Origin of the sequence: Pseudoduganella rhizocola, assembly GCF_045984285.3 — a bacterium.
Classification (GTDB): domain Bacteria; phylum Pseudomonadota; class Gammaproteobacteria; order Burkholderiales; family Burkholderiaceae_D; genus Rugamonas.
This window is the reverse complement of record NZ_JBJQIK030000016.1, coordinates 14,239-40,477: the sequence shown is the minus strand read 5'-3', so window position 1 is coordinate 40,477 and position 26,239 is coordinate 14,239. Positions and strand designations below refer to the sequence as shown.

Here is a 26,239-nt window from a genome sequence, read left to right as displayed (position 1 = left end):
TTTCATTCAGGTGCGCCGGGCTGCCTGCAGCAGCTCGATCGCTTCATTACGGCGTTTGCGCATGGTGGGCACGGAGATGCCATCCAGCGCGGCGAGCTGCTGTACGGTGGGCAGCTCGCCGGTATCCGGGTCCAGCCATTCCTGCGGATAGCTGTCGTCGGCCGGACCAAGCAGCTTCTGGTAGACCGCCAGCCGCACCGGCAAGCTGGCATCCCGCAGCGCCCGCGCTATCCAGCTGCCTGCCTCCTGCGCCGCAGCCGCCATTTCAATATAGCGGAGGGGCAGCGAAAGCGCCGCCGCGCGCGACTCGGCCAGCGCGCGGGCTTCTGCGTTCATCGGCGCCTCGGGGGCGGGGCCCTGCCCGTCCTCCTGCTCAGCCTCGTCTTCCTCACCGGGAGGCAGGATACGGTCGAGCGCCTCGCCCTCAACCGCTTCGGACGCAACGCGCAGGTAATCTTCCAGCCAGTTGGCGGCTTCGTCGTGGTCCTGCTGCCAGCTTTCCAGGTCCAGATTGGCCGAAATGGCCTCGTATTCGCCGATTTCGCGCAGCATGGCGCCTATTTTTTCGGCATTGTTCTTCAGGCTGGCGAAGCGCTTGGATCTGGTATGCAGCGGGCCAGGTGTGCCCCGGAACCGTTCCAGCGATTCGCTCCACCGGATAATCCACTCGGCGCGGCAGTCCGCAATGCTGCGCATCTGGCGCACTTCGATCGGCACCGCCTGCACCTCGCGGCCGAGGATCGCGGAGACCTGGGCGGCGTTGTACTCCCAGTTCGCGAAGATCTGCGCCACGTCGTGGTAGGCGGTGTCCAGCATGCGGTAGGTGTAGATGCGGTTCGGCGAGCAGGGGCGGCCCGTGGCGGCCTGGTAGTTGTCCGAATCGACCTTGTCGCGCAGGGTGGCGAACATGTCATTGATTTTCTTGCGCAAAGCGCCCTCGCCGGCAGCATGCAGCCAGAATGCGCCCTGCTTCGCATGATCCGCCTGCAGCGCGGCCATGAAGGCTTCCCAGTACGAAGGCTGCACCTGCAGTTCATAGAGCAGGCTCATTGAAAGCTGGGCCACGCTGTCGCCATAGCTGTTGCCGGCTGCCTCGCCACGCGCCAGCTGCGCGTTGGCGCCCAGGGCGATGGCCATTCCCTCCATATACCAGTCGAGCAGCTCATCCGGCGCACGCAAGCCGGTGCACTGGCGGAACACGTGCAGCGAGCACTGTCCCAGCAATTTGCGCACCTGTTCCCAGCCGTGTTCCTGATAGCGGGTTCCTGCCAACCGCATGACGATCCCTGTTGACGAAGTGTTACGCCGGGCCATTGGGGATCGAATGGCCGACGACGCTCACTGGCTAATAATGCCACGCGCGCGGGCAATTCATTATTCGGACTACAAGGCTATTTGCCCTTCTGTTCACCGTTCTGCTTCGCCAGCTCCGACAGCACCGCGGCAACCACCGGCGCGGCATGATCGCCGCCGCTGGCTTCAGAATGGCTGGCGAAGGCCGCAAATGCCAGACGATGGCGCTGCCCCGGCAGCGTGCCGGGCTCCAGCCAGCCGGTAAACCAGACGGTGGCTTCGTCCTCTGTTACCGGCGCGGTGCCCGTTTTGCCGTATAGCCCGGGGCGCAGGTGGGCGAACTGTTTGCCGCCGAAGGCCCCGGCCGCCGTGCCACGGTCCACCACACCTTTCATGCCGGCGCGGATGCGGTCGAGGCGCACTTTCAGCGCCGCCGCCTGCGCTACGGCGGCTTCCCGGCCGTTGAGGACCAGCAGCAGGCGCGGCGCCACCACCGCGCCCTGGCCGATGGCTGCCGAGGCCAGCGCCATCTGCAGCGGTGTGGCCTGCATGCGCAGGCCGATGCTCATCTGGCGCAGCTCATGGCGGGTGTGGATCGGGTCGAAATGGGCAGGCGTGCCTTGCAGCGCATCGTAGGCCGACCACTGGAAATCGGGCGGCAGCAGGCCGCCGTCGAGACGCAGCGGCTGCTCGAAGCCTAGCAGGCGGGCGGCGGCGACGATGGGCCGCACCGTATCGAGTGCTCCCGCTTCCAGCGGCTGCAGCGCCGGGAGGCCGCCCGAGGCGCGGCCGAACAGGCTGCGGTCGCTCATCTCGGCCGACCAGGCAAACCAGGTGTTCAGGCTGTAGGTCAGCGCCTGCGACACCCCAAGCCTGCCCTCCTGCGCGCGGCGGTCGAGACCCTGTTCGCGGTAATTGGTGATATGCGCCTGTTTCGGCGTGACCGGATAGACCGGCGCACCGGTCTCAAAGGCAAAGCCGCGTTCACGGGCGACAGCGTTCAGTTTCTGCAGCGGCAGGCCATCCAGCATGGCGTCCAGCTGGCGATCCGACTGTGCGGCGATTTCGAGCCCGAGGGCGCTCACCACCTTGAAAGTTGAGCCGGGACTCTGGTGGGCGCCGCCGTCGTGCTGGAGCGCGGGCAGGCGCAGCGGGCTGCGGGCAGGGTTGGCACGGTCGAAGTCGCGCAGTTCGGACCAGCCGGCGGCGCCCGCCGGGGCCGCGCCTGCGCCTGCCGCCACCAATACATCGCCCGTTTCGGCGTCCAGCAGCACGAATCCGGCATGGCGGTCTTCGGGAACGATGCCGCCGCCAGCGCAGCTGCTGCCCGTCCAGTGGCCGCGGCGCATGGCAATGCAATCCAGGATTTTCTGGCTCAGGCCTTGCAGCGGCAGGTCGATGGTGAGTTGTGCGCTGGCCGCACCGTCCGCGCTGTTGGCGCGGGCCAGCATGCCCGCAATGCTGCTGGCGTGTTCGGTATTCAGGCCCAGCATGGTGGCAAGGCCCGCGTCCTGCGCCTGCCTTGTGGGCGCGCCGGCGGACCAGAGCAGGCTGCCATTGCGGTCATGCAGCAGGATGCGTGAGGCCTGGCCCTGCGCCCCTTGCGCAGCGGTGCGCGCCGGCGGCAGGTTTGCCAGCGGCTGCCAGTCGGGGAGTCCCTCCGTGCTCACCAGGTGACGGTAGCGCCGGTCGGCGTTGCGTTCATTGGCCGCGGCATTCAGCGGCGTGGCGGTGAAGGTGATCTCGCGCACCCCGGCCTGGGGCCGCAGTTCAATGGACTGCACCGCTGCTCCGTCCGGACAGGCGCGGCCGGTGCAGGCAGGCGTGGCGCGCAATATGGCGCCGGAGGCGCCCTGGCTGGTATCGATGCGGCCGATCAGCAGCAGGCGCAGCGTCTCGCTGCCGTTGGACGGGCGAGGCAGGCTGACCGTCAGCTTCACGGGTGCAGACTGGTTCGCAGGCCACTGGGCGACGCGCGTCCACGGCTGCCAGCCCTGCGGCAGGTCCTCGAACAGCCGCGCGGACGATGCAGGCATGGCGCTGGTCTGCGGCAGCGGGCCATTGATGCCGCGGGCCTCAATTAGCGGCATGGCTTTGCGGCGGCCTTCAGGGCCTGCGCTGCCGGTGGTTCCGGCGAGGGGCGCTGAGGCAGTGCTGCCGGGGTGCGCGGCTGCGGCATCGCGCGCCTCAGCGGGCCGGAATGGGTACGCGCCCGCAGCAGCATCGCCGGCGGCGGCGCGAAGCGCAGAGGCACTGGCGCTGGCGAAGCGCCAGGCGAGGAGCTGGCGTTCGCTGTTGTAGATATCGATCTGCTCCCGGACATAGGCGCCGTCCGCCTGCTGGTAGAGCCGCTTCAGCAGCTTGCGGCCTTTGTCGTCAAGGGTGGCGCCCTGCCATGCTTCCGGCGCGGCGACGCGGGCGCTGGCCGGCACGGAACGCCATGCGGGAAGGTCGGGCGGCGCGGCTTCCAGCAGGCCTCCGGCGCCGGTACGGATCAGGCCATGCGCGAGCAGGCCGCTGAACAGTGTCTGGTCTTCCAGTGCGGCAGGCGCCGCCGCCGGCACCTGATAAGGGCCGGGCTGCAGCATGGCCGCGGCCGCCCTGCCCTGGACCGACATGCCAGCTACCAGGGCGGACGCGGCACCATCTGCCTTCGGCAGGTACATCTGCAGCACGAGCTCGCCCGCACGCGGACAAATGCCGCTTGGGCGGCGCTCGATGCGCAAGGCGCCCCTGCCCCAGCTCAGCCACCCTTGCCGCCGCAAGGTACTCTGCCCTTCGGCGCCATGCTCGATGGCTGCGCCGTTGGCATCGCTGATCCATTGCACCACAGCGCCTTTCGCACGCCAGCGCAGCGAAAGCGGCGCCTCCATCCATGCCTTGCCGGCCAGGTCGAGCTGCGGAATCGTGTTGGCCGATGCATCCGACAGGAGGAGGATATTCCGCAGGCCGAGCGGCTGCCCCTTTGCTTCGGCCTGCCGCTGCCAGCGCTCGACGTCGGAAAAGCGGTAGCCGATCCGCAGCGGCACGATACGCTCGCCGGACAACTGCGTGCACAGGTCAACACGCAGCAGCGGCGCCGCCTGCAGGCCGTAGGCAATCATCAGGGCGCCGGAGGGCTGGGGAATCATCTGCGCGCCGGCCGGGGCGCCTGCCTCAATGACGAAGGCGGCGCCCGGCAGCACCGGCTGGAACAGGCGCGCAAGGCGCTGCTGGCTTGCGGATTCCTGCGTGCTGCCGCTGGTCTCTCCCAGCCGCTGCGCATGCAGGGCCAGGATGGCGCCACCGGCAGCAACGCTCAACGCCGCCAGCATGGGCAGCCAGAGGCCATGCAGCGGCAGCCGCCTGCCTGCACCGAAATCACCCGCGCGGCGGCGCCTGCGCCACGCCAGCTGCAAGCCGTCCAGAAATGCCGTGTATTTGCCAGCCATGCCATCCACGCGGGGTTAGTCATCACTGCACAGCCATGTGGAGGGAGACGGAAAAGGTCCGCAATTCTGCAGCCTGGCCCGCCAAACCGGCCGCCTGTCGCAAGCCGATGGCGGCCCGGGGAGGCTTTGGATACAGTGCAATCATCGAAACACGCAACGCACACCACGGAGCCAATCATGAACATCCTGAAAAACTTTGAAGCCATCTTCGTTGTTGCCTTCGGCATCGCCTGCGCAGCCAATGTCGCCTACGACGCAGCCGCGCCGAAAACCCAGGCGCCGGTGGTCGCTGCCGGGAGCGCAAAGACCATGCCGGTTGTGGTGGTCAGCGCCAAGCGCCTGACGCCTGCACAGAAGGTCGCCTCGCTGGTGGAAGAGCAGAAGCAGGCCGCCCCGGTGGCGAGCCTGTAAGCGTATGTGCGCCAGCGCACATCCATCTGTAGCAAATCTTCCGGATTTGTAAGAAACTGAATCAGGTCTACGCTGCGGCAATCGTGCTTGCTATATTGAATCCAACAAACCACGATTCATAGAGGAGCACACCATGAACAGGAAATCGCTGATCGCAGCCGTTCTTATCGCCGCCGGCTCTGCCGCCATGACGGCGCCCGCCAGCGCACAGGTGAATGTGGACCTGGTGATTGGCACCGCGCCGCCGCCACCGATTTATGAGCCTGTCCCGGCTGCGCGCCACGGCTATGTGTGGGCGCCTGGTTACTGGAGCTGGAACGGCCGCCGCCATGTGTGGGTGGGCGGCAGCTGGATCGCTTCGCGCCCCGGCTATGTGTATTACCAGCCGCAATGGGTGGAACGCGGCGGCCGCTATTACTACCAGCATTCGCGCTGGGACCGCCGCGACCGCGACCATGACGGCATTCCCAACCGCTACGACCGTGACCGAGATGGCGACGGCATCCCGAACCGATACGACCGCAATCCGGACGGCCGCCAGCATTACCGCAGCCATGACCGCGACCGCGACGGCATTCCGAACCGCTACGACCGCGACCGCGATGGCGACGGCGTGCCAAACCGCCGCGACGACCGCCCGGATAATCCTCGCCGTCACTAAGCCCCTGGAAGAAAAAGACCCTGCCTTCGCAGGGTCTTTTTTTTACTTCGCGTTCTTCAGGTACTTGTCGAGGAATTCGACCATCTTTGCGCTGGCGACGGCCTGGTTCTTCTTCTTGCTGAAGCCGTGGCCTTCATCGTCGAAGACCACGTAGTCGACCGGCACATTATTCTTCTTCACCGCCTCCACGATCTCGTCGCTTTCGGGCTTGATCACGCGCGGGTCGTTCTTGCCCTGGATGACCATCAGCGGCTTCACGATGTTCGCGGCATGGAACAGCGGCGAGGTCGCCGTGAGGAAGTCCTTGTCCTTCACCGGATCGCCGATCTCGCCGTACAGCGCGGTGCGCTGCGCTTCCCAGTACGGCGGAATCGACTCCAGCGTGCGGATCCAGTTGCTGACGCCGAAGATATCGATACCGGCCTTGAAGGCCTCGGGCCGGAAGGCCATTGCCGCCAGCGTCATGTAGCCGCCGTAGCTGCCGCCCATGATGCCGATGCGCTCATGGTCGATATAGCCCAGGCTCGCCAGGTAGGTTTTCGCTTCCACGCAGTCCCACAGCGGCTCGCGGCCATGTTTGCGGTCGTCGGCCATGAAGAAGGTCTTGCCGTAGCCGCTGCTGCCACGATTGTTGATGCCCAGGACCGCATAGCCGTTGTTGACCAGGTACTGGATCTGCGCGCTGTAGCCGCGCCGGGTCTGGCCGCCAGGACCGCCGTGCACATACACCACGGCCGGCACCTTGTTCGCCGCCGATGCGCCCTTCGGCTTGTAGAAGATGGACGGCACCACCGTGCCGTCGAAGGACTTGAAGCGCACCACTTCCGCTTCCACCAGGTCGTTCGGGTCGATTTCCTTGTTCAGGCTTTGCGTCAGCTGCTTCACCTGCTTCGTGCCGAAGTCGTAGACAAAGAGATTGTTCGGCGAGCGGTCGCCGTTGACGTAAAAGGCCAGCAGCTTGCTGCTCTTCGAGAACACCGCGCCGCGAATTTCGCCGCCCGGCACTTTCGGCAAGGCCAGCGGCTTGTCAGTCGCAGCGTCCAGGATACGCAGCACCGTGCTGCCGTCTTCATTGATCACGATGGTGCGGAAGCGGCCGTCACGCGAGAAGCCGGTGCCGACAATGTCCCAGTCCGCCTTGTCGCGCAGCGCCACCGCGCCGGTCGCCAGGTCATAGGTGCTCAATGTCGTGAATTCGCCGCTCTCGTTGGAGCTGAAGAAAAGCTTCTTCGATTCGGGATCGAAGCTCTCGGCACTGAACTTGGCCGAACCCTTGTGCGGCGTTATGTGCTTCAGTTCCTTGCTGGCGAAGTTGTACAGATAGATATCGGAGTCCGAGGTGGTGTTGATCTTCTCCAGTGTCAGCCATTTGCCGTCGCGGCTGATCTCGCCGGGGAACATGCCCGCCTCGTTCTGGTACACCAATGTGCGCACATACGTCTTCGCATCGTAGCGGTAGATATCGAAATATTTGGGATTGCGCTCGTTGCTCTGCACATAGAAAGCATTGCCGTCCTGTTCCCAGCCGGCGAAACGCGCCGTCAGTTTTTCGCCGGGCGTCAGGTCTTTCTCGCTGCCGTCCAGTTCACGCACATACAGGTGGTGTTGCTCATTGCCGCCCTGGTCGCGGGTGAAGAGCACGCGGTCATCATTGCGGAAGTAGCCGATGGCGTAGACGCTGTCCGTCGTTGATTTGGTCAACGCCGTGGCCTTGCCGCCACTCACCGGCATCGTGTAGGCGTTGAAGATGCCGGTTTCATTGCTGGTGAAGAGGATGTTCTTTTCATCGTTGCTGAAGGACGCGCCACTGATGGACGTGGTGGCCATGAACTGCTCGATCGTATACTTCTTCGGCGCCTTGGCGCTGGCCTTGGCGGCCGGCGCGGCGAGCACGGGTTGGACGGCAAAAGCGGATTGCAACAGGAAGGCCAGCACGGTGAGACGGACGGCACGATGCATGAAAAGCTCCTTTATCAAGGATGTTAAAAGAATGTCTGCTTGAGAAGTCTAGCGTAAGAGCAGACGCCAAAGTGCGGTTTGCGACGAAACCCCTTTACGGGGCGATGAATTGCCGTCACCATCGACGGACGATGCCAATGACCAGATCCCCGCAACATTTGCGCCAGGCGCTCGCCCGTGCCGAAAAACTGTCAAGACAGAAGCCCCCGCCCTCCGCAACCGCCTGGCGCGGCGCCTTCGATGGGTCGGCGCATCCCAATCCCGGCCGCATCGGTATCGGCGCCGTGCTGGCCGGACCGGCGGGCGAACGGGTGGAAATCAGCGCATATGCGGGCCATGGCAGCAGCAGCGACGCAGAATACCTGGCGCTGATCGCCCTGCTGGAGGCGGCCGTGCAGCACGGCGTGCGGGAATTGCAGGTCGCCGGCGACAGCCAGGTGGTGGTGCAGGATGTGCTGATGGAATCGACATTCAGTGCGGCGGCGCTGGCCGCGCACCGCGCACAGGCGGTGGCGCTGATGCGGCAGGTTGGAGAAGTGGCGCTGTACTGGGTGCCGCGCCACCGCAATGCGGAGGCCGACCGCCTCTCGCAGCGCGCGGCAGCCGGCTGATCAGGCAGCCATTTTTTCCAGCAGGCCCATATCGGCGCTGGACATCAGCTTGTCGATATCGACCAGGATCAGCATGCGGTCGTCGATGGTGCCCAGGCCCGTGATATGGTCGGTGTCGATCGAGGAACCCATGTCCGGCGCGGCCTTGATCTGTTCCGGCGTCAGCGTGGTAACGTCGGACACCGCATCCACCACCATGCCCACCACGCGGTTGCCGATATTGAGAATGATGACGACGGTGAAAGCGCCATATTCGGCGCTGCCCAAACGGAATTTGATACGCATGTCCACGATCGGCACGATGGTGCCGCGCAGGTTGATCACGCCCTTCACGAAGTCCGGCGCGCTGGCGATGCGGGTCGGCTCTTCATAGTTGCGGATCTCGCTGACCTTCTGGATATCGATGCCGTATTCTTCCTGGCCAAGGGTGAATGCGAGGTATTCGGCGCCTGCGCCGCTGTGTTGGAGATTCGACATAGTAAAGCCTGCGGATGGGTTAAGTACGCTGAAATATTACCCCAAACCAAGTTTCATTGCACCAAGATAATTTGAGCGCGACTGCCATTCATGCCACAATGCGTGCCACAATCGGATAAATCTCATCAAGAAAACTATCCATGAACGAAACGCTTGCCAGCTGGCAGCCCAGGCTGCTGGCCATGGCCAGTGCTGCCGCCGGCAATGACGGCGCGCACGATGCCAGCCACCTGCACCGCGTCTGGCGTAATGCCCAGTTGCTGCTGGCCGACCATCCGGAGGCCAGCCAGCTGGTGGTGCTCACCGCCTGCTACCTGCATGACCTGGTCAACCTGCCCAAGAACCATCCCGAACGCCACCTCGCCTCGCGCCAGGCGGCGCAGCTGGCGCGCGAACAACTGGCGGCGCTGGGCTATCCCGGGGAACTGCTGGCGGAGGTTGCGCACGCCATTGAAACGCACAGCTTCTCCGCCGCGCTCACGCCGGAAACCATCGAAGCGAAAATCGTGCAGGATGCCGACCGGCTGGACGCACTGGGCGCCGTCGGCCTGGCGCGCATGTTCTATACCGCCGGCCGCATGGGCTGCGCCCTCGCCCATCCGGACGATCCGCTCGGCGCCGGGCGCCCGCTGGACGACAAGGCCTATTCGCTGGACCACATCGCAGTGAAGCTGGCCACGCTGCCCGCCACAATGCAAACGGTTGCGGGCCGCAAGCTCGGCGAACAGCGCCTGGCCGCGCTGACCGCTTTCCGCGACAGCTTTGCCGCAGAATGGTCGGGCGGCCACTGATGCGCCGCCTCTTCGCCCCGCTGCTTTCCGCCCTGCTCCTGCTGGTGCTGATGGCGCCCGCCGCCATGGCAACGGGCGAAGGCTATGTGCGCGCGCTGCGCGAGCGCACCGACATCCGGCTCAACGCCGATAGTACCTACGAGGAGACGGTTGACTACCTGTGGCGTGCAGTGGACGCTTCCGGCGCCTCGGCCCTGGGCCAGCAATACCTGCATTACAGCGCCGACCGGCAGACCTTCGAGCTGCTGGCTGCGGAGACCATCACCGCCGGCGGCGTGGTGGTGAAGGTGGCGCCATCCGATATCCAGACCCAGGACGGCATGCTGGGCGGGATCTCCTTCCCCCAGAAAAAACTGGTGCAGATCACCTTCCCCAAGCTGGCCGCGGGCGACGCCATTCACGTGCGCTACCGCATCGTGCACCGCATGCTCGACCTGCCGGGCGGCATGTCGCACCAGAGCTTCCTGCGCGGTGACATGATCCGCGACGACAGCGAGATCGCCGTGCATTATCCGGAAGGCCTGCCGCTCAAGATCGCGATGAAAGACCTGCAGCTGGTGGAAGAAGGCAGCAGCGGTGGCCAGCGCACCATGCGCTGGGCCTACCGCAGCAAGGACACGGTGGCGCCGGAAGCGAATGTGGCCAACAGCTGGCAGCGCACACCGCACCTGATGCTCTCCACCTTCCAGGACTGGAAGGCCATCGCCGACGGCTACCAGCGCCAGGCTGCAGGCAAGGCGGCGGTAACACCGGAGATCCGCGCGCTGGCGACGGAGGCCAGCGCAGGCGCCCGCAACGAGCGCGAGGTTGCGGAACGGCTGTACGACTGGGTGCGCAAGAATATCCGCTATGTGGCGAGCTATGTGGGCGACGGCGGCTGGGTGCCGAACGACGCCATCACCGTCCTGCAGCGCCGCTACGGCGATTGCAAGGACCACGCCGCGCTGCTGGAGGCGCTGCTGGCCGCGCGCGGCATCACGGCCTCGCAGGTGCTGCTGCTGGCCGACCGCGAGAACTACAAGCTGCCGGAAATTCCGGTGATGTGGTTCAACCACGCCATCACCTATATTCCTTCGCTCGGCCTGTTCCTCGATTCGACCGACACGCCAACCACCTTCGGCCTGCTGCCCGAAAACGATGCGGGCAAGCCGGTGCTGGTAACGCGCGACTTCAGGCAGGTGCAATACACTCCCCTTCCCGCGCCGGACAGCATGCGCGTGGAACGCAAGGTGCGGCTCAAGGTTGCGCTGGACGGCTCGGCCGAGCGGACCACGGAAATTACGGGCTACGGCCAGAGCGCCGTGGCGGTGCGCCAGTTCGTCAACAGCATCGGGCGCGGCGGTGAGAAAGACTGGGTGCGCCGCACCATGGCCAGCGGCGGCTACGAAGGTGAAGGCGACCTGGAACTGCTGCCCCAGACCCGCGCCGATGCGCTGGGCCTGCGCTATGTGGAACGGATCCGCAATTACGTCAGCCAGCCCGAAGCCGGCGTGCTGTCCTTCATGCCCGGCATGGGCGGGCCGGTGCCGCTGAACGCGATCGTATCGCGCTTCACGGAACCGGCGCGGCTCAACGATACGCTGTGCGAAGCCTTCAACGTCGATGATGAAATGGAGATCGAACTGCCGCCTGCCATGCATGTGCTGTATGTGCCGAAGAACCTCAGCATCCGGCAGGACAGCATCTTCTTCGATGCCCACTACACGCGCGACGGCAACCGCTACCGGCTGAACCGCCGCGTGCGTTCCGAAAATCCGCGCGCGTGGTGCTCCCCGCAGGAATATCTTGCGCTGCGCCCTGCAATGAACCGCATCAGCAAGGCCATGAACGGCAGGCTGGTATTCGTATTGAATGAAACCGAAATGGCGGGCCTGCCCGTCACACCTGGTACCCCATGACACAGCAAAGCCTCGACACCCCGGCCAATGCGGCCACTGCCTCCAGCGGAAACCTTAACTTCATCCTCATCTGCATCTTCATCGACATGCTCGGTGTGGGCCTGATCGTGCCGGTGCTGCCGATCCTGGTGGGCGAGTTCGTGCCCAGCCGCGACCAGCAGACCATGTGGTACGGCATACTGGGCGCCACCTTCGGCCTGATGCAGTTCATCTTCATGCCCATGCTGGGCGCCATCAGCGACCGCGTGGGACGCCGTCCGGTGCTGCTCTATTCCCTGGCCGGCATGGGCCTCAACTTCCTGACCACGGCCTGGGCGCCCAACCTGGCCTGCCTGTTCATCGGCCGCATCATCGGCGGCGCGTCATCGGCCAATATGTCGGTGGCATCGGCCTATGCGTCCGACATTTCCACGCACGAGAACCGCGCCAAGAGCTTCGGCAAGATCGGCGCTGCTTTCGGACTGGGATTCATCGCCGGGCCCATGCTGGGCGGCATCCTCGGCGGCATCGACCTGCACCTGCCCTTCTACGTGGCGGCGGGCCTGTCGGCGCTGAATTTCATCTACGGTTATTTCTATGTGCCGGAGTCGCTGCCCGCAAGCCAGCGCCGCGACTTCAAGCTGGTGCGCGTGAACCCGCTGAGCACCCTGTCCCGCCTGATCCGGCGCACCGAGATCCGCGGCCTGGTGATCGTTTTCGCGCTCGCCACCTGCGCCCAGATGATGCTGCACAGTACCTGGGTGCTCTACACGCACTTCCGCTTCAACTGGACACCGGCGCAGAACGGACTGGCCCTGTTCTGCGTGGGCGTCGCCTCGGTGGTGGTGCAGGCCGGCCTGCTGGGCAAATTCATCAAGCTGTTCGGCGAAGTGCGGCTGTCGCTGCTGGGGCTCGGCTCCGGCTGCATTACCTATATGCTGTACGGCCTGGCCACGCAGGGCTGGATGATGTACGTCTTCATCCTTTGCAACCTGCTGGCCTTCGGCGCCATGCCTGCGCTGCAGGGCATTATTTCGAAGTCCGTACCAGCCACCGAACAGGGAGAGCTGATGGGCGCCCTGCAGTCGATCAGCAGCGTGGGCATTATCGTCATGCCGCTGTTCGGCGGCTTCCTGCTGGCGGAAGTGAGCCACCTGCCGCCGAGCGACTGGCGCATCGGCGCCACCTTCTTCGTGTCCGCGGCAATGCAGTTCATCGCCATCCTCGTCGCGCGCCGCTACTTCAAGGACCATCACCTGAAATGAGCGCCCCACTTCGCATTCTGGCCGCAGCGGCGACGCTGCTGGCCGCCCAGGGCGCCTGGGCCGGCTGCTCGCGCGAGATCATTGCGCCCCTGTCGCCCACCGGCGCCACGGTGCGCGTGAAGGACGGCGTGTTCACCGGCGCCTATCCGGACATCCTGCGCGGCGCAGCGAAGGCCGGCTGCGATATCGCCATGCAGGCGGTGCCGCGCGCCCGGCTGGAATGGCTGTTCGAGAACGGCCAGTCGGACCTGCTGATGCCTGCCAGCCGCACGCCGGCGCGCGACCGCGCCGGCATCTTCGTGCCGATGATCAGCAACCGGCCCACCGTCATTTCACTGGGCGGCAGCCGTCCGCCGCTGGCCAATGCCGCCGAACTGCTGGCACGGCAGGAGCTGCGCGTGGTGGTGGTGCGCGGCTATAACTACGGCGAGGCCTACGAACAGCTGCTGCAGGCGCTGGAGAAGCAGGGCCGCCTGTACCGCGAGGTGGATGCAATGGCCGTCGCCCGCCTGATGCAGGCCGGTGCGGCCGAGCTGACCATCATGAGCCCGACCATTATCTCGGCGCTGGCGCATGCCTTCCCGGACCGCGTGCCTGGATTGGCGGCGCGCCTGCGCATCGAACCGCTGCCGGAACTGCCATGGGTGCAGGACGGCGTCTACATCTCCAGACTGGCGCTTGGGCCCGAAGACCGTGCCGCCCTGCGCGATATATTCGAGAAGGCGGCACGCAGCGAGACCGTGCTCGAAGCGTACCGCCGCTACCACCCGGCCGAGGTGCTGAAGGAAAGCATCCGGCCGCGCTGACCGGCTCAGTGGATGCTGGCGGTCGGGCGCACGATGATTTCGCTCACGTCCACATCTGCCGGCTGCGCCATGGCGAAAGAGATGGTGCGCGCGATGGCGTCCGCGCCGATGGCCACCTTGCGGAACTCCTTCATCTCGGCGCGCCCGCCTTCATCGGAAATGGACTCGGCCAGCTCGGACTCGGTGACGCCCGGCGACACCACGGTCACGCGGATATCGCCGCCCACTTCCTGCCGCAATCCTTCCGAAATCGCCGCCACTGCGAACTTGGTGGCGCAGTAGACGGCTGCCGTCGGGCTCACGGCATAGGCGCCGATCGATGCGATGTTGATGATCTGGCCCGAACGCTGGCCCTGCATCAGCGGCAGCACGGCGGCAATCCCGTACAGCACGCCGCGCACGTTGACGTCGATCATGCGGTCCCATTCCTTCAGCTTCAGGGCGTCGAGGCGGGACAGCGGCATGACGCCGGCGTTATTGATCAACACGTCGACCCGCCCGTGCTTCCTGTGCGCGGCCAGCACAAAGCTCTGCACATCATCGGCGTCGGTCACATCGAGCGCGCTGAACTCGGCGGAACCGCCATTGGCGCGGATGTCGCCCACCAGGATTTCCAGGCGTTCCTTGCGGCGCGCGCCGAGAACGACATGGTGGCCTTCGGAGGCCAGCAGACGGGCAGTTGCTTCGCCAATACCGCTGCTTGCGCCGGTGATCAGTACAATTTTCTGCGTCATGATTTTCTCTCCTGTAGGTGAAACTGCGATGAGAGAAGTGTAGGGAGCGAGACCAGATTTGGTTTGCTGGAAACTGCGGACTTATTGCCTAATCCTCTACGCACTGGCGGAAATTCGCCGGAATGGCGCATAATGAGTGCCTGATCTGCTTTAACCGGAGGAGATGTCATGAACCGCAAGGCACGCATGGTGGAGCTGCTCAACATGCTGGCGCCGCGCGAAGGCTATACGCTGGCGCGGCTGGAGGGCGTGAAATTCATGCGCACGAACTGCCGCACCCAGCGCATGCAGGTGCTATACGAACCGTGCATCGTCATCGTGGCGCAGGGCTGCAAACGCGGTTATGTGGGCGATGAAAGCTTCGATTACGATGCCCAGCATTTCCTGGTGATGTCGGTTCCCCTGCCCTTTGAAGGCGAGACGGTCAGCGCCAGCGAGGCGGAGCCCATGCTGGCCATCAAGATACCGGTCGATCTCAAGATCACGGCGGAGCTGGCGATGGCGCTGGATGCGGCGGGCGTGCCGATGGCGTCGGCGCCGCGCGCCTTCATGTCCTCGCCGGTGGACGAGCGCTTATGCGATTCGGTGCTGCGGCTGCTGGAAGCCCTGGCATCGCCGCTGGAGGCGGACCTGATCGGTCCCGGCCTGCTGCGCGAAATCATCTACCGCGTGCTCACCGGGCCGCAGGGCGCGGCGCTGCGGGCGGCGCTGGCCCACCAGAGCCATTTCGGCAAGATCGGCAAGGCACTGCGGCGCATCCACAGCGACTACAGCCTGCCGATCGATGTGGCCACGCTGGCGCGCGAGGCGGGCATGAGCCTCGCGGCCTTCCACGCGAGCTTCAAGGAAGTGACCACGACCTCGCCGATCCAGTACCTGAAGACCACGCGCCTGCACAAGGCGCGGCTGCTGATGGTGCAGGACGGGCTTACCGCCGCCACGGCCTGCAGCAAGGTGGGTTACGAGAGCACGTCCCAGTTCAGCCGCGAATTCAAACGCTTCTTCGGCCGCACACCGGTCGAAGAAGCGCGTGAAATGCGCCAGCTGCTCGCCCAGCAGCGCGGCGATTCAGCCGGCGGCTACGTCACCGTGCAGTAGGAACGATCGGCAGTTCCACCGAGCTGCTGTGCGCGCCGGAATGGTAGATGCGGTGGGTGGCTTTGCGGTAGTCCGCGGGCTTGGCGTAGAAGATGTTCGGCACCCAGCTCTGCGGATTGCGGTCGTACAGCGGGAACCAGCTGGACTGGATCTGGATCATCACCCGGTGGCCGGCCTTGATCACGTGGTTCACGTTGGGCAGCGCGAAGCTGTACTGCTCCACCTTGCCCGGCGTGGCCGCTTCCGGTTTCTCCATGCTGTTGCGGTAGCGGCCGCGGAAGATGTCCATCGACAGCGGCAGCTGGAAGCCGCCCATTTCCGGCTGGCCCGGCACCTGGTCCGGATAGACGTCGATCACCTTCACCACCCAGTCGGCGTCGCTGCCGGTGGTGGACGCGAACAGCTTGACCTGCGGTGCGCCGGACAGCGTGAGCGGCGCCTTCAGCGGTTCGCTCACATAGCTCAGCACATCCGGACGGTCGGACACGAAGCGCTGGTCCTTCACCAGCCATGGGCGCCACACTTCGGGATCCCCCATGCGCACCGGGCGCGGTACGAAGGGCACCGGCTTGGCCGGATCGGAAACGTATTCGTCAAATTCCTCGCCGCCCTTCTGCGCGGTGAAATCGAGCTTGAAGCCGTCTTTCAGGTATACCGCTTTCGATGCCGCGGGGCAGCCGGACGCGCAGGCCAGCGGCCACTGCTTCAGTTTCTGCCAGCGGTTGCTGCCGGACTGGTAGAACAGCACCGGCGGCGTGTCCGCCACCGGCGCATCGTCTTTCAGGTACTGGTTCAGGAAAGGCTGCATGGTATCGCGGCGGAACTGCAGGGCCGTGTCGCCTTCGAACTTCAGGTCGCCGAGGCTGTAGCCGTCGTAATTTACGCCGCTATGCCGCCACGGGCCAACCACCAGGTAATTCAGCTTGTTGTCCTTGTCCATCGGCTCCAGCGCCGAGTAGACGGCGTAGGCGCCGTAGATATCCTCCTGGTCCCACTGGCCGACCACCGTCATGGTCGGCACCGTCGGCTTGCGTTTGGCGAGCAGGCGGTCCAGCGCCTGTTCCTGCCAGTAGCTGTCGTAGGCGGGATGCTCGAACAGCTTCTTCGTGAAATTCAGCTTGTCGAGGCCGAAGCGGCGCGCGTAGCTGGCCACCGCCCCCTGGCGCAGGATGCCGTCGTAATCGTCATACCAGCCGGTGGCCATGGCTTCGCCGCGGCCTTTCACCGTGGTCTGGCTGGCGATGTAGGCCAGCGTGTTGACGCGGAAGGCGCCGTTATGGAACCAGTCATCGCCGCGCCAGCCATCCACCATCGGGCTCATTGGGACCGCCGCTTTGAGCGCCGGATGCGGGTCGGCAAGCGCCATCAGCACGGTAAAGCCTTCGTAGGAGGAACCGAGCATGCCTACCTTGCCGTTCGATTCCGGTACGTTCTTCACCAGCCAGTCAATGGTGTCCCAGGCATCGGTGGCATGATCGGTTTTCGTGCCGTTCAGCGGGCCGCGCAAGGGGCGCGTCATCACATAGTCGCCTTCGGAACCGTATTTGCCGCGCACGTCCTGGAACACGCGGATGTAGCCTTCCTGTACAAAGGTTTCGTCGCCCTGCGGCAGCATGGCCAGCATGCTGGGGCTGACGGCACGGCTCGCACGGCCTGCCGCATTATAGGGCGTGCGGGTCAGCAGCATGGGCGCCTTGCTGGCGCCTTTCGGAATCACGATCACGGTGTACAGCTTGACCCCGTCGCGCATCGGCACCATCACCACGCGTTTGATGTAGTCGGCGTCTTCGGTGGGCGCCACGAAGCGCTCCGACGGAATATCGGGCGCCATCGGTGCCGTCTGGGCAAAAACAGAAGTACTGATCAGGCAAGTCAACAATGCAAGCCGCAAGCGCATGGGGTGTTCTCCGGTTTGGTCAATCCGCCCAGTCTACTCCGATGATGTCTCCGGAGCAACGGAACAATTCCTTACAAGCTAAGAGCGTGCGCGCACATTCCTTACAAGGGGTCTCGGCAATAATGAGCTCACACATCAGAACGAAGGAGTACACATCATGAAAAAACTGTTGATCGCTGCAATGATTGCCGGTTCTGTGGGCTCGATGGCTGTGCCTATGATCGCCAGCGCCGATGTTATCGTGGTGCGCACCGCGCCGCCGCAGCCGCGCCATGAAAACATCCCGCCTGCCCGCCGCGGCTATGTGTGGACGCCGGGCTACTGGAACTGGAACGGCCACCGCTACGTGTGGATCAAGGGCAAGTATGTGAAAGCCCGCGCCGGCTATGCGTGGAGCGAACCGGTGTGGATGGAAAGGGACGGCCGCTGGGAATTCCAGCGCGGCGAATGGCGCCGTGGCGACCGTGACCGCGACGGCATCCCGAACCGCTACGACCGCGACCGCGACAATGACGGCGTGCCCAACCGTATGGATCGCGACCGCGACAACGACGGCGTGCCGAACCGCTACGACGACGCGCCGAACAATCCGAACCGCCGCTAAAGCGGCACTGTCCCACCGTGGGGCCTGACCCCAAGGTGGGACAGCGGGGGCAAAACTTGACAGCAAGGCAGCAAACTGCAACCATACCGCCGCCTCTTTGCTGTCATCCAGGAATTCTCATGAGCCAGTCCCCGTCGTCCTCCCCTGCCGTCATCCTGACCGGCGACCGTCCTACCGGTCCGCTGCACCTTGGCCATTTCGTCGGCAGTTTGCGCAATCGTGTTGCTTATCAGCATGAATACAAGCAGTTCATCATGCTGGCCGACTCGCAGGCGCTGACCGACAATATGGACGACACCGAGAAAGTCCACCGCAATGTTGTTGAAGTTGCCCTGGATTACCTCGCAGTCGGCATCGACCCGGCCAAATCCACCATCCTGATCCAGTCCCAGATCCCGGAGCTGGCGGAATTGACTTTCTATTACCTGAATATGGTGACGGTGGCGCGACTGGAGCGCAATCCGACGGTGAAGGCTGAAATCCAGCTGCGCGGCTTCGAGCGCGATATTCCGGCTGGCTTCCTTACCTACCCCGCGTCCCAGGCCGCCGATATCTCGGCCTTCAAGGCCTCCATCGTGCCGGTGGGCGAAGACCAGATCCCGATGATCGAGCAGACCAACGAGATCGTGCGCCGCTTCAACCGCATCGCCAACCGCGACATCCTGGTGGAATGCCGCGCCCTGGTGCCGGAAATCGGCCGCCTGCCAGGCACCGACGGCAAGGCCAAGATGAGCAAGTCGCTGGGCAACACCATTAACCTCGGCGCCTCGGCCGACGAAATCACCGCCGCCGTGAAGAAAGTCTACACCGACCCGCTGCACCTGCGTGTGCAGGATCCCGGCCACCTGGAAGGCAATGTGGCTTTCATCTACCTTGACGCATTCGACACCGACAAGGCCTCGCTGGAAGAGATGAAAGCGCATTATGTGCGCGGCGGACTGGGCGATACCGTCGTCAAGAAACGCCTGGAAGGCGTGCTGCAGGAAATGCTGGCGCCGATCCGCGCCCGCCGCGAGGAATACGCGAAGGACAAGGGCTACGTGATGCAGCTGCTGAAGGATGGCACCGCGCGGGCGCGCGAGGTGGCGGCCCGCACCGCGGATGAAGTGAAGGCCGCCCTCGGCCTGAGCTACTTCTGATCCTCGCCGCCCTCCTTGCCGTCTACGGGACGGCAAGCGTCATCTGCTTCTTCGCTTACGCGATCGACAAATCCGCCGCCCGCAAGGGCCGGCGCCGCACCCCGGAGCGCACGCTCCTGCTGCTTGGACTGGCCTGCGGCTGGCCGGGCGGCCTGCTTGCGCAGCAATGGCTGCGCCACAAATCCATCAAAACCTCGTTCCGCCTGAAGTTCTGGGCCACCGTGGCGCTGAACCTCGCGCTGCTGGCGGCCCTGCTGTGGTGCTTACAGGCCGCTGGGGTAAGTCTCGGGCACTTCATCCTGCGGCCACAGGGCTGAACGTTCCAGCGGCTGCAGCGCCGTGCTGGTGTCCACGTGGATCAGTGCATCGAACTGGCGCGCCGCATCGGCGTGGAAGTAGTGGCTCATGCGCTCCGTATCCGGCCGGTAGATCACGCCGATGGCGCGTTCCAGGTAGCGCTCGTGCAGCTGCGCCAGCACGCTTTGCCGGCCGCGGACCGGCAGCAGGAAGCGCGGGATGCCCACTTCATGCAGCAGCCGTTCCAGGCTGCCCTGGCGTGAGGGCACGATGCGCTTGAGTTCCGCCGGGCCGTCCCATTCCGTGGCCGCCGTCACCGTGCCGGTGTGCGTGGTGAAACCGAGCAGGAAGGTATCTTCCGGGCGGTAGCGTTCGCGCACCAGTTGCCCCAGGTTGAGCTGGCCGTGCTCGCCCATCTCGGTGGCGCGGCAGTCCCCCAGGTGGGAGTTGTGGGCCCACACCACCACCTTGGCCGGACGCGCCGTGCGCTGGCCGATATGCTCGCGCAATGCCTCCAGCGTTTCCGCCATATGCGAGTCGCGTACATTCCAGGACTCGTCGCGCCCCTGGAACATGGCGCGGTAGTAGATTTCGGCATTGCGCGCCACGCGCGCGTTCTGCTCGGCATAAAACAGTTCGTCCGGCACCGTGCCGCCGCTTGCTTCGGCATACTCGGCCGCCTGGCGCGAAAGTTCCAGCAACTGCCGCAGCACTTCCTGCTCGCAGTCCTCCTTCATGCCGAAGGTGGTGGCGTAGCCATAGCGCTGCGGATCTTCGGCCATGTGGTCGATGCAGGCGTAGCGCTCGCGCGCACGCTGCGCGGCCTGCGGATCGGCCTTGTCCAGATACGCCACCACCGCATGCATGGATGCCTGCAGGCTGTATAGATCCAGGCCATAGAAGCCGATACGGCGCGCCGCACTGGCCACATGCGTGTTGTGCGCGCGCAGCCAGTTCACCAGCTCCACGATCTCGTGGTTGCGCCACATCCATTGCGGAAAGCGTTTGAAGCCGGACAGCGCCTGCTCCGCCGTCATGTCGCTGCCGCCATGCTGCACGAAGCAGCTTACGCGCAGCGCATCGGGCCAGTCGGCTTCCACGGCAATCGCATCGAAGCCCTTTTCCACGATGAGCCGCTTGCTGATTTCCGCGCGCAGCTGGTAGAACTCGCGCGTGCCGTGGGTGGCCTCGCCCAGCAGCACGATGGATGCGTCGCCGATGTGCTCCAGCAGGGAATCGAATTCTTCGCCAGCCGCCAGGGGCTGCGCCTCGCGCCGCAGCGCGCTGATGATGGCCTGGTCCGCCATGGGACACCCTCCGTAAAATCCATTGATGACACCATAGCGCAAGCCGTGCGACACTGTCGCAGCTTAATCATAGGAAAGACGTCGATGTGGAATGGAGTGCTGTGCGGCCTGGCGGCCGGCGCAATGTGGGGCATGGTGTTTATCGCGCCGGAGTGGCTGTCGGCCTTCTCGCCGGTGGAACTGGCGGTGGGCCGCTACACGGCCTATGGCGCCATGGCGCTGGGACTGATGGCGCCGCGCCTCGGCGGCCTGCTGCGCCGCCTTGAACGCAGCGACTTCGCCGCCATGCTGCGCCATGCGCTGGCCGGGAACATCGTCTATTACATGCTGCTGGTGCTCGGTGTGAAGCTGGCGGGCGTGGCGCCCACTTCGCTGATCATCGGCGTGCTGCCCATCGTAGTCACGCTGATGGGCCACAAGGACCACGGCTCCGTCCCGCTGCGCCAGCTGGCCCTGCCGCTGCTGGTGGTCGGCGCAGGCATCGCCTGCATCAATATCGACACCTTCATGCACGCGGCGGGCAGCGGCAAGCCGCTGGGCATGACGCTGGTGGGCGTGCTGTGCGCCACCGGCGCCCTGCTGTGCTGGAGCTGGTATGCGGTGGACAATGCGCGCTACCTGAAACGCAATCCCCATTTCTCCAGCGCCGAATGGTCGGCGCTGTATGGCCTGTCCACCGGCGTGATCGCCCTGCTGATCGGCGGCGCGGCCTTCGCCGTCTGGCATGCGGACATCACCGGGACGGCGGGCGCCGCCAGCGGCCGTGACTGGGGCCTGTTCTGGACCGTGAACGTGCTGCTCGCGCTGTGCGCGTCGGTCATCGGCAACCAGCTGTGGAATATCGCCAGCCGGCGCGTGCCTGTCACGCTGTCCGGCCAGCTTATCCTGTTCGAAACGCTGTTTGCGCTGCTGTACGGTTTCGTCTACAAGCAGGCCTGGCCACGGCCGCTGGAATGGGCCGCGATTGTGCTGCTGGTTACGGGCGTGGCCTGGTCGGTGCGGGTGCACGCACTGGAAGACGAACTTACTCCGGCTTGATACGGGCCCCCACCAGCGCCGCCATATCGTCGGCGCGGCCTTCCAGTCCCTGCACCACCAGCTTCTGGTCGGCCGCCGGGCGGTTCTGGCTGACCTTCCATTTTCCGGTGATCTCGCTGATCCGGATTTCGATGCCGACGATGGCTTTCGAGAGCGTGGCGATGTATTCGGGCGGCGCGTCCGATGGCGCCCAGGGCTGCGGCAGTTCCTTTTCATGGAAGGCCGTCAGGTCATCCAGCAGGCGGCGCAGCCAGGCGGCGTCGCTGTGCACCGTTGCCGTGCCGCGCACCTGTACCACGGCGTAGTTCCAGGTCGGCACCACCTTGTGGTCGGCCTGCTTGGCCGCATACCAGCTCGGGCTGATATAGGCCTCCGGGCCCTGGAACTGCAGCATGAAGGCGGCGCCCTGCGCCAGCAGCTGCCATACGGGATTGGCGCGCGCCACGTGGGCACGCAAGGTGCCATGTTCGCCATCCTCGTACAGCATGAAGGGAATATTGTCCGCACTCAGGCCCGCGCCGCTATGCACGATCAGCGCACCGAGCGGATAAGCGCGGATCAGTCCGTGCTTGACCTCAAGGCGGTCTTCGGCGAAGGCAGGTGGCAGGTACATGGCGCGGCTCCGGGCTGGCTGAAAAGTCCAGTGTAGCGCGGCAGCCGGCTCCGGCACAGAACCATCGCTGGCGGGAAAATTGGAGCCAGGGTCAGCTGAGCAGGCCGGCATCGGCCAGCATGTCCTGCACCAGTTCCAGGCGGAGCACGGGATTGTCCTGGGCCAGCAGCAGCTGTTTTTGCGGGGTTTCGATGTTGAGCAGCTCGCACCAGCGGTTGGCTACCCAGCCGCTTTCGTCCAGGCGGTATGGCGGCTGCAGCGGCATTTTGTCCGGCGCCACGTGGCGCTGCTGCAAGGCGCGGATGACGGAGCCCAGCGCGTTCGCCACGTCCTGCTGTTCGCCGGGCACCGGCACGGCCATATCGTCCTCCACGCGCTCGATATCGCCCACCCATAGCCCAAGTTTGGTCTGGCCTGCCGACAGCAGGCGGAAACGCTGGGTGCCCAGGCAGGTAATATGCATCAGCCCCGGCATCGGCGCGCTCCACTCGACGATGCGCGCCAGCGTGCCGACGGTGCCGATGGCCTCCTGCTGGCCGGGCTTGCGCACCTCATCGCCCTCCAGCAAAGGCACGACGCCGAATTCCTCCGCCTCTTCGATACAGCGCTTCACCATGTCGAGATAGCGCACCTCGAACACCTGCAGCGGCAGGCGCCCGTCCGGGAACAGGACGGTATTCAGCGGGAAGAGCGGGATGGTAGCCATGCCCCCATCTTCGCACGAATCGCGCCGCCCTGCCGCCGCTCAGGGCTGGCGGAACACCACCCCGCCTTTCATCACGAAGCTCACCTTGCGCAAGGCCCCGATATCGGCCGTCGGGTCGCCCTCCACCGCCACCAGGTCGGCCAGGAAGCCGGGCTTGACCTGGCCCAGCGAAGCCGCGCGGTCCAGTACAGCAGCATTGACGACGGTGGCGGCGCGCAGCGCCTCGGTTGGCGTCATGCCCAGCTTCACCATCCATTCCGCCTCGCGCGCGCTTTCGCCATGGGCAAACACGCCTACGTCGCTGCCAAGGCCGATCTGCACGCCGAGCTTGCGCGCCAGCTGGAAGGCATGCGCGGCAGCCTGCATGGAAGGTGTCGGCGTGCCGCCGCGTACATGCTTCTGGAAGTATTCACTGGTCGCTTCGGGAGCCGCCAGCGTGGGGAAGTAGGCGACCTTGCGCTCGGCCATCAGGCGGAAGGTGGCTTCGCTGCCGCCGTAGCCGTGTTCTATCGTGTCCACGCCGGCCAGCACCGAGCGGCGCATGCCCTCGTCCGTGCTGGCGTGGGCGGCCACCTTGCGGCCGGATTCGTGGGCCGTGCGCACCAGCGCATTCAGCTCCTCCTGCGTGAAGGTGGCGTGCGGGGCGTTATCGGGACCGGTGCGGTAGTCCGAATAGACCTTGATCCAGTCCGCGCCGCGGAAGGACTGTTCGCGCACCGCTTTCACCACCTCGTCCACGCCGGTGGCTTCCTGGGCGCCGCCCGGCAGGTCCATATCCGGGCGGTAGGCGCGCACGTTCGGGCCGTAACTGCTGCTGGCCACGATGGCCCGTGTCGCCACGAACAGGCGCGGACCTTCGGTAATGCCTTCCTCGATGGCGCGCTTGATGGCGACGTCGGCGTAGTTGGCGCCTTCGGTGCCGAGGTCGCGCAAGGTGGTGAAACCGGACTGCAGCTGTGCGCGGGCATGGCGCGCGGCCCGCAGCACGCGGTATTCGACCGATTCCTTCAGTACCTGGTCGTCCCAGCTGGTTTCATTGTAGGGATGCAGCAGCACGTGCGAGTGCAGGTCCATCAGGCCGGGAATCAGGGTGCGGCCCGGCAGTTCGATGCGGCGCGTGCCGGCGGGCGGGCTGACCTGCGCGGCGGGCCCCGCGGCCTCGATCTTGCCGTCGGCGACCAGCACCAGCCAGCCGGTATGCGGCTTGCCTTCGCCCGTCCACACGCGCTCCGGCGCCAGCAGCAGGGTTTCGGCGGAAGCCGCCGTGGTGATGGCGGCCAGCAGCGCCAGCGCAGCCCGGATCCATGAGGACATCTGATCTCCCTTCTTATTTGGCAAGCAGGCATGATAAGGAGCAAAGCGGCGCTGCGGCAAGAAAATCATTGTTAGCCTGCGCGGGTGAGCCACTTTTAATCAGGAGCTTTCCATGCTTGCAAATAACGAAGCCATGGCGACTATTGCCGTCAGCGACCTGGCCAGGGCGCATGCCTTTTATGGCGGCACGCTGGGACTACAGGAGAATGGGCGTGAAGGCGAAGAAGCCGTCACTTATTTGAGCGGCAGTTCACAGATAATCGTGTACCGCTCGCAGTACGCCTCCAGCAATAAGGCGACCAGCGCCACGTGGAGTGTGGGCGATGAGATAGAGGAAATCGTGGCGGCGCTCAAAGCGCGGGGCGTGGCATTCGAGCGCTATGAGCTGCCGGGATTACAACTGAAAGGCGACATTCATGTGGCGGATACAATGAAAGTCGCCTGGTTCCGGGATCCGGACGGGAATATCCTCAGTATCAACGGGAACTAATATCCCGCCCGTCCCGCAAGGCCTGCTTATTTAATCAGGAAGTCTTCCTTGTTGCGGCCTTCCAGCCACTTCGGTGCGCGGCCGCGGCCGGTCCAGGTCTGGCCGGTCTTATCGTCGCGGTATTTCATCGGCACCGGCGCGCGCGGCTTGACCGGTTTCGCGCTCTTCACGGCCGGGCCCAGATCGGCCAGCGTCAGGTTATATTCGCGCATGATGGCCGCAATTTTTTCCTTGGCCTGGGTGATTTCATTCTTGCGCGCCGATTCAGCCTGCTTCTGCAGTTCAGCGATCTTGGACTGGATTTCCTGGTAGGTCGTCATCTCTTATATCCTTTATGGGTATTACGGCGTGTGAGAATGTGTGAGAATTCAGAAAGACGTCAATTTACCATAAGATTTCCAAAATACTCCAGATATTTTCCAATATTCTTAATTCACATTAAATTTCTTATCGGCGCGATATGAAAGCAACAATCCGGGCATTAAGGCCGGAATATTAAATCTCGGGACAGCCGCCCGTCGGCCTTGCATGGCGGGCCACGACCTCGCGGATGATGGCCACCAGCTGGCAGGCGGCGGGGCCGGGACGCTCGGCGTTGGCCACCACCAGCTGCAGCGGCACGCGGCGCCGGCCGCCGGAACCCAGCGGCAGCTCCTTCAGGCTGCCCGAGGCGAGGTGCTCCTGCACCTTGTGCGCGGCCAGCCAGCCGAAGCCAAGGCCGCCGCAGATCATTTCAAGGCGGGTGGCGGGACTGGTGACGGTCCAGCGCTGCGTGCTTCCCAGCCAGCCCAGGTCGCGCGGGTTGTTCACGCCCGTGTCGCGCACCACCATGTGCAGGTGGCGCATCAGGTCTTCCTCGCCCAGCCTGCGGTTCAGGGCATGCAGCGGATGGGCGGGATGCGCCACGGCGATGAACTCCACATCCAGCAGCGGATCGGAGAGGAAGCCGGCCGGCACCCGGTGCGCGATGACGATATCGGCACGCTTCCCGATCAGCACATCCTCCGCTTCGGACAGGATCACCTCTTCCATATTGACGCGGGTATGGCGGGCCAGTGGTTCGAACTCGCGCAGGATCTCGATCAGCAAGGGGCTGGGGAACAGGCTGTCCACCGCGAAGCGCAGCTCGGCCTCCCAGCCGGCATTGAGGCGGCCGGCCAGGTCTTCCAGCGCAAAGGCGTCGTCCAGCAGTTCGCGTGCGCGCCGCAGCAGGGTTTCGCCGGTGCTGGTGAGCTTCGCACGGCGGCCGTCGATTTCCAGCAGCTCCACGCCCAGCTGCTCCTGCAGCCTGGCCACCATATAGCTGACGGAAGACTGGCTGCGGTGCAGCGCCTCCGCCGCCTGCGCGTAGCCCCCGCACTCCACGATGGCTTGCAGAACCTGCCATTGCTCGAGCGTGCTGCGCGGGATCTTCATGGCC

The 26,239-nt window shown here is 64.9% G+C and carries 25 protein-coding genes; 13 read left to right on the top strand and 12 right to left on the bottom strand.

Annotation, left to right across the window (positions count from 1 at the left end; all coding sequences use genetic code 11):
* Positions 1-6 precede the first annotated feature (6 nt).
* Together ACJRPG_RS23790 and ACJRPG_RS23785 are read right to left on the bottom strand one after the other, a co-directional pair.
* Positions 7-1,278 (bottom strand): hypothetical protein, encoded by a 1,272-nt coding sequence (locus ACJRPG_RS23790; RefSeq protein WP_408002591.1) that lies wholly within the window; start codon positions 1,276-1,278, stop codon positions 7-9.
* 113 nt (positions 1,279-1,391) lie between these two features.
* Entirely contained in the window at positions 1,392-4,724 is a 3,333-nt protein-coding gene (locus ACJRPG_RS23785) for a penicillin-binding transpeptidase domain-containing protein (protein ID WP_408002590.1), read from the bottom strand.
* 177 nt (positions 4,725-4,901) lie between these two features.
* Here ACJRPG_RS23785 and ACJRPG_RS23780 point away from each other — a divergent pair, with 177 nt between their 5' ends.
* Together ACJRPG_RS23780 and ACJRPG_RS23775 are read left to right on the top strand one after the other, a co-directional pair.
* A complete protein-coding gene (locus ACJRPG_RS23780) occupies positions 4,902-5,135 on the top strand; it encodes a hypothetical protein (protein WP_408002589.1) in 234 nt (77 codons plus the stop codon).
* 133 nt (positions 5,136-5,268) lie between these two features.
* Complete coding sequence (locus ACJRPG_RS23775) at positions 5,269-5,796, top strand: hypothetical protein (RefSeq protein WP_408002588.1); 528 nt, start codon at positions 5,269-5,271, stop codon at positions 5,794-5,796.
* A gap of 42 nt (positions 5,797-5,838) precedes the next feature.
* Here the strand turns inward: ACJRPG_RS23775 and ACJRPG_RS23770 are convergent, their stop codons facing one another.
* Positions 5,839-7,755 carry a S9 family peptidase gene (locus ACJRPG_RS23770; protein ID WP_408002587.1) on the bottom strand — a complete coding sequence of 639 codons (1,917 nt, stop codon included), beginning with the start codon at positions 7,753-7,755 and terminating at the stop codon, positions 5,839-5,841.
* A gap of 137 nt (positions 7,756-7,892) precedes the next feature.
* Here ACJRPG_RS23770 and ACJRPG_RS23765 point away from each other — a divergent pair, with 137 nt between their 5' ends.
* Positions 7,893-8,366, top strand: a complete 474-nt coding sequence (locus tag ACJRPG_RS23765; RefSeq protein ID WP_408002586.1) for a reverse transcriptase-like protein — start codon at positions 7,893-7,895, stop codon at positions 8,364-8,366.
* Here ACJRPG_RS23765 and ACJRPG_RS23760 read toward each other — a convergent pair whose 3' ends face one another.
* Positions 8,367-8,843, bottom strand: coding sequence for a chemotaxis protein CheW (locus tag ACJRPG_RS23760; protein WP_408002585.1), 477 nt, complete (start codon positions 8,841-8,843; stop codon positions 8,367-8,369).
* Between the two features lie 140 nt (positions 8,844-8,983).
* On the opposite strand from ACJRPG_RS23760, the gene ACJRPG_RS23755 reads away from it, so the two are divergent.
* Genes ACJRPG_RS23755 through ACJRPG_RS23740 form a run of 4 tightly spaced genes read left to right on the top strand, consistent with a single transcriptional unit; the run spans position 8,984 to position 13,582 of the window.
* Entirely contained in the window at positions 8,984-9,634 is a 651-nt protein-coding gene (locus ACJRPG_RS23755) for an HD domain-containing protein (protein WP_408002584.1), read from the top strand.
* Positions 9,634-11,532 carry a DUF3857 domain-containing transglutaminase family protein gene (locus tag ACJRPG_RS23750; protein ID WP_408002583.1) on the top strand — a complete coding sequence of 633 codons (1,899 nt, stop codon included), beginning with the start codon at positions 9,634-9,636 and terminating at the stop codon, positions 11,530-11,532. Before ACJRPG_RS23755 ends, ACJRPG_RS23750 begins: the two co-directional genes overlap by 1 nt.
* Entirely contained in the window at positions 11,529-12,776 is a 1,248-nt protein-coding gene (locus ACJRPG_RS23745) for a TCR/Tet family MFS transporter (RefSeq protein WP_408002582.1), read from the top strand. Before ACJRPG_RS23750 ends, ACJRPG_RS23745 begins: the two co-directional genes overlap by 4 nt.
* Positions 12,773-13,582, top strand: coding sequence for a substrate-binding periplasmic protein (locus tag ACJRPG_RS23740; RefSeq protein ID WP_408002581.1), 810 nt, complete (start codon positions 12,773-12,775; stop codon positions 13,580-13,582). The genes ACJRPG_RS23745 and ACJRPG_RS23740 overlap by 4 nt, the downstream gene beginning before the upstream one ends.
* A gap of 5 nt (positions 13,583-13,587) precedes the next feature.
* On the opposite strand, the gene ACJRPG_RS23735 is transcribed toward ACJRPG_RS23740, so the two are convergent.
* On the bottom strand, positions 13,588-14,316 hold the full coding sequence (locus ACJRPG_RS23735) for an SDR family oxidoreductase (RefSeq protein WP_408002580.1): 729 nt from the start codon (positions 14,314-14,316) through the stop codon (positions 13,588-13,590).
* 168 nt (positions 14,317-14,484) lie between these two features.
* On the opposite strand from ACJRPG_RS23735, the gene ACJRPG_RS23730 reads away from it, so the two are divergent.
* Complete coding sequence (locus ACJRPG_RS23730; protein WP_408002579.1) at positions 14,485-15,414, top strand: AraC family transcriptional regulator; 930 nt, start codon at positions 14,485-14,487, stop codon at positions 15,412-15,414.
* Here ACJRPG_RS23730 and ACJRPG_RS23725 read toward each other — a convergent pair.
* Positions 15,401-17,245 carry a CocE/NonD family hydrolase gene (locus ACJRPG_RS23725; RefSeq protein ID WP_408002578.1) on the bottom strand — a complete coding sequence of 615 codons (1,845 nt, stop codon included), beginning with the start codon at positions 17,243-17,245 and terminating at the stop codon, positions 15,401-15,403. The genes ACJRPG_RS23730 and ACJRPG_RS23725 overlap by 14 nt on opposite strands.
* A gap of 223 nt (positions 17,246-17,468) precedes the next feature.
* Between ACJRPG_RS23725 and ACJRPG_RS23720 the strand changes: the two genes are divergently transcribed.
* The 3 genes from ACJRPG_RS23720 (at position 17,469) to ACJRPG_RS23710 (ending at position 19,371) form a co-directional block, all read left to right on the top strand.
* Entirely contained in the window at positions 17,469-17,915 is a 447-nt protein-coding gene (locus tag ACJRPG_RS23720; protein WP_408002577.1) for a hypothetical protein, read from the top strand.
* A gap of 119 nt (positions 17,916-18,034) precedes the next feature.
* Positions 18,035-19,054, top strand: coding sequence for a tryptophan--tRNA ligase (gene trpS / locus ACJRPG_RS23715; RefSeq protein ID WP_408002576.1), 1,020 nt, complete (start codon positions 18,035-18,037; stop codon positions 19,052-19,054).
* Positions 19,051-19,371 (top strand): DUF1294 domain-containing protein, encoded by a 321-nt coding sequence (locus ACJRPG_RS23710; RefSeq protein WP_408002623.1) that lies wholly within the window; start codon positions 19,051-19,053, stop codon positions 19,369-19,371. The genes trpS and ACJRPG_RS23710 overlap by 4 nt, the downstream gene beginning before the upstream one ends.
* Here ACJRPG_RS23710 and ACJRPG_RS23705 read toward each other — a convergent pair.
* Positions 19,318-20,658, bottom strand: coding sequence for an erythromycin esterase family protein (locus ACJRPG_RS23705; protein ID WP_408002575.1), 1,341 nt, complete (start codon positions 20,656-20,658; stop codon positions 19,318-19,320). The two genes, ACJRPG_RS23710 and ACJRPG_RS23705, sit on opposite strands and share 54 nt — an antisense overlap.
* A gap of 84 nt (positions 20,659-20,742) precedes the next feature.
* Here ACJRPG_RS23705 and ACJRPG_RS23700 point away from each other — a divergent pair, with 84 nt between their 5' ends.
* Positions 20,743-21,696, top strand: a complete 954-nt coding sequence (locus ACJRPG_RS23700) for a DMT family transporter (protein WP_408002574.1) — start codon at positions 20,743-20,745, stop codon at positions 21,694-21,696.
* On the opposite strand, the gene ACJRPG_RS23695 is transcribed toward ACJRPG_RS23700, so the two are convergent.
* The 3 genes from ACJRPG_RS23695 to ACJRPG_RS23685 all read right to left on the bottom strand — a co-directional run bounded on the left by ACJRPG_RS23695 (position 21,683) and on the right by ACJRPG_RS23685 (position 24,329).
* The gene (locus ACJRPG_RS23695; RefSeq protein WP_408002573.1) at positions 21,683-22,309 is read right to left on the bottom strand and encodes an FMN-binding negative transcriptional regulator; all 627 of its coding nucleotides are present in this window, start codon (positions 22,307-22,309) and stop codon (positions 21,683-21,685) included. The genes ACJRPG_RS23700 and ACJRPG_RS23695 overlap by 14 nt on opposite strands.
* Positions 22,310-22,400: 91 nt before the next feature.
* Positions 22,401-23,015 carry an LON peptidase substrate-binding domain-containing protein gene (locus ACJRPG_RS23690; RefSeq protein ID WP_408002572.1) on the bottom strand — a complete coding sequence of 205 codons (615 nt, stop codon included), beginning with the start codon at positions 23,013-23,015 and terminating at the stop codon, positions 22,401-22,403.
* Between the two features lie 39 nt (positions 23,016-23,054).
* The gene (locus ACJRPG_RS23685; RefSeq protein WP_408002571.1) at positions 23,055-24,329 is read right to left on the bottom strand and encodes a metal-dependent hydrolase family protein; all 1,275 of its coding nucleotides are present in this window, start codon (positions 24,327-24,329) and stop codon (positions 23,055-23,057) included.
* A gap of 112 nt (positions 24,330-24,441) precedes the next feature.
* Between ACJRPG_RS23685 and ACJRPG_RS23680 the strand changes: the two genes are divergently transcribed.
* Positions 24,442-24,819, top strand: coding sequence for a VOC family protein (locus tag ACJRPG_RS23680; RefSeq protein ID WP_408002570.1), 378 nt, complete (start codon positions 24,442-24,444; stop codon positions 24,817-24,819).
* Positions 24,820-24,845: 26 nt separating this feature from the next.
* Here ACJRPG_RS23680 and ACJRPG_RS23675 read toward each other — a convergent pair whose 3' ends face one another.
* Both ACJRPG_RS23675 and ACJRPG_RS23670 read right to left on the bottom strand, forming a co-directional pair.
* Positions 24,846-25,139, bottom strand: a complete 294-nt coding sequence (locus ACJRPG_RS23675) for an H-NS histone family protein (RefSeq protein WP_408002569.1) — start codon at positions 25,137-25,139, stop codon at positions 24,846-24,848.
* A gap of 175 nt (positions 25,140-25,314) precedes the next feature.
* Positions 25,315-26,235: a LysR family transcriptional regulator gene (locus ACJRPG_RS23670; RefSeq protein ID WP_408002568.1), complete on the bottom strand. Its 921-nt coding sequence runs from the start codon at positions 26,233-26,235 to the stop codon at positions 25,315-25,317.
* Positions 26,236-26,239: the final 4 nt, after the last annotated feature.

Coding starts and splice junctions, on each gene's coding strand:
- ACJRPG_RS23770 (WP_408002587.1), bottom strand. CDS start 7,755: ATGCATCGTGCCGTCCGTCTCACCGTGCTGGCCTTCCTGTTGCAATCC.
- ACJRPG_RS23735 (WP_408002580.1), bottom strand. CDS start 14,316: ATGACGCAGAAAATTGTACTGATCACCGGCGCAAGCAGCGGTATTGGC.
- ACJRPG_RS23700 (WP_408002574.1), top strand. CDS start 20,743: ATGTGGAATGGAGTGCTGTGCGGCCTGGCGGCCGGCGCAATGTGGGGC.
- ACJRPG_RS23755 (WP_408002584.1), top strand. CDS start 8,984: ATGAACGAAACGCTTGCCAGCTGGCAGCCCAGGCTGCTGGCCATGGCC.
- ACJRPG_RS23685 (WP_408002571.1), bottom strand. CDS start 24,329: ATGTCCTCATGGATCCGGGCTGCGCTGGCGCTGCTGGCCGCCATCACC.
- ACJRPG_RS23705 (WP_408002575.1), bottom strand. CDS start 20,658: ATGGCGGACCAGGCCATCATCAGCGCGCTGCGGCGCGAGGCGCAGCCC.
- ACJRPG_RS23690 (WP_408002572.1), bottom strand. CDS start 23,015: ATGGCTACCATCCCGCTCTTCCCGCTGAATACCGTCCTGTTCCCGGAC.
- ACJRPG_RS23745 (WP_408002582.1), top strand. CDS start 11,529: ATGACACAGCAAAGCCTCGACACCCCGGCCAATGCGGCCACTGCCTCC.
- ACJRPG_RS23765 (WP_408002586.1), top strand. CDS start 7,893: ATGACCAGATCCCCGCAACATTTGCGCCAGGCGCTCGCCCGTGCCGAA.
- ACJRPG_RS23730 (WP_408002579.1), top strand. CDS start 14,485: ATGAACCGCAAGGCACGCATGGTGGAGCTGCTCAACATGCTGGCGCCG.
- ACJRPG_RS23695 (WP_408002573.1), bottom strand. CDS start 22,309: ATGTACCTGCCACCTGCCTTCGCCGAAGACCGCCTTGAGGTCAAGCAC.
- ACJRPG_RS23725 (WP_408002578.1), bottom strand. CDS start 17,245: ATGGCGCCCGATATTCCGTCGGAGCGCTTCGTGGCGCCCACCGAAGAC.
- ACJRPG_RS23680 (WP_408002570.1), top strand. CDS start 24,442: ATGCTTGCAAATAACGAAGCCATGGCGACTATTGCCGTCAGCGACCTG.
- ACJRPG_RS23780 (WP_408002589.1), top strand. CDS start 4,902: ATGAACATCCTGAAAAACTTTGAAGCCATCTTCGTTGTTGCCTTCGGC.
- ACJRPG_RS23760 (WP_408002585.1), bottom strand. CDS start 8,843: ATGTCGAATCTCCAACACAGCGGCGCAGGCGCCGAATACCTCGCATTC.
- trpS (WP_408002576.1), top strand. CDS start 18,035: ATGAGCCAGTCCCCGTCGTCCTCCCCTGCCGTCATCCTGACCGGCGAC.
- ACJRPG_RS23785 (WP_408002590.1), bottom strand. CDS start 4,724: ATGGCTGGCAAATACACGGCATTTCTGGACGGCTTGCAGCTGGCGTGG.
- ACJRPG_RS23720 (WP_408002577.1), top strand. CDS start 17,469: ATGAAAAAACTGTTGATCGCTGCAATGATTGCCGGTTCTGTGGGCTCG.
- ACJRPG_RS23750 (WP_408002583.1), top strand. CDS start 9,634: ATGCGCCGCCTCTTCGCCCCGCTGCTTTCCGCCCTGCTCCTGCTGGTG.
- ACJRPG_RS23790 (WP_408002591.1), bottom strand. CDS start 1,278: ATGCGGTTGGCAGGAACCCGCTATCAGGAACACGGCTGGGAACAGGTG.
- ACJRPG_RS23675 (WP_408002569.1), bottom strand. CDS start 25,139: ATGACGACCTACCAGGAAATCCAGTCCAAGATCGCTGAACTGCAGAAG.
- ACJRPG_RS23670 (WP_408002568.1), bottom strand. CDS start 26,235: ATGAAGATCCCGCGCAGCACGCTCGAGCAATGGCAGGTTCTGCAAGCC.
- ACJRPG_RS23775 (WP_408002588.1), top strand. CDS start 5,269: ATGAACAGGAAATCGCTGATCGCAGCCGTTCTTATCGCCGCCGGCTCT.
- ACJRPG_RS23740 (WP_408002581.1), top strand. CDS start 12,773: ATGAGCGCCCCACTTCGCATTCTGGCCGCAGCGGCGACGCTGCTGGCC.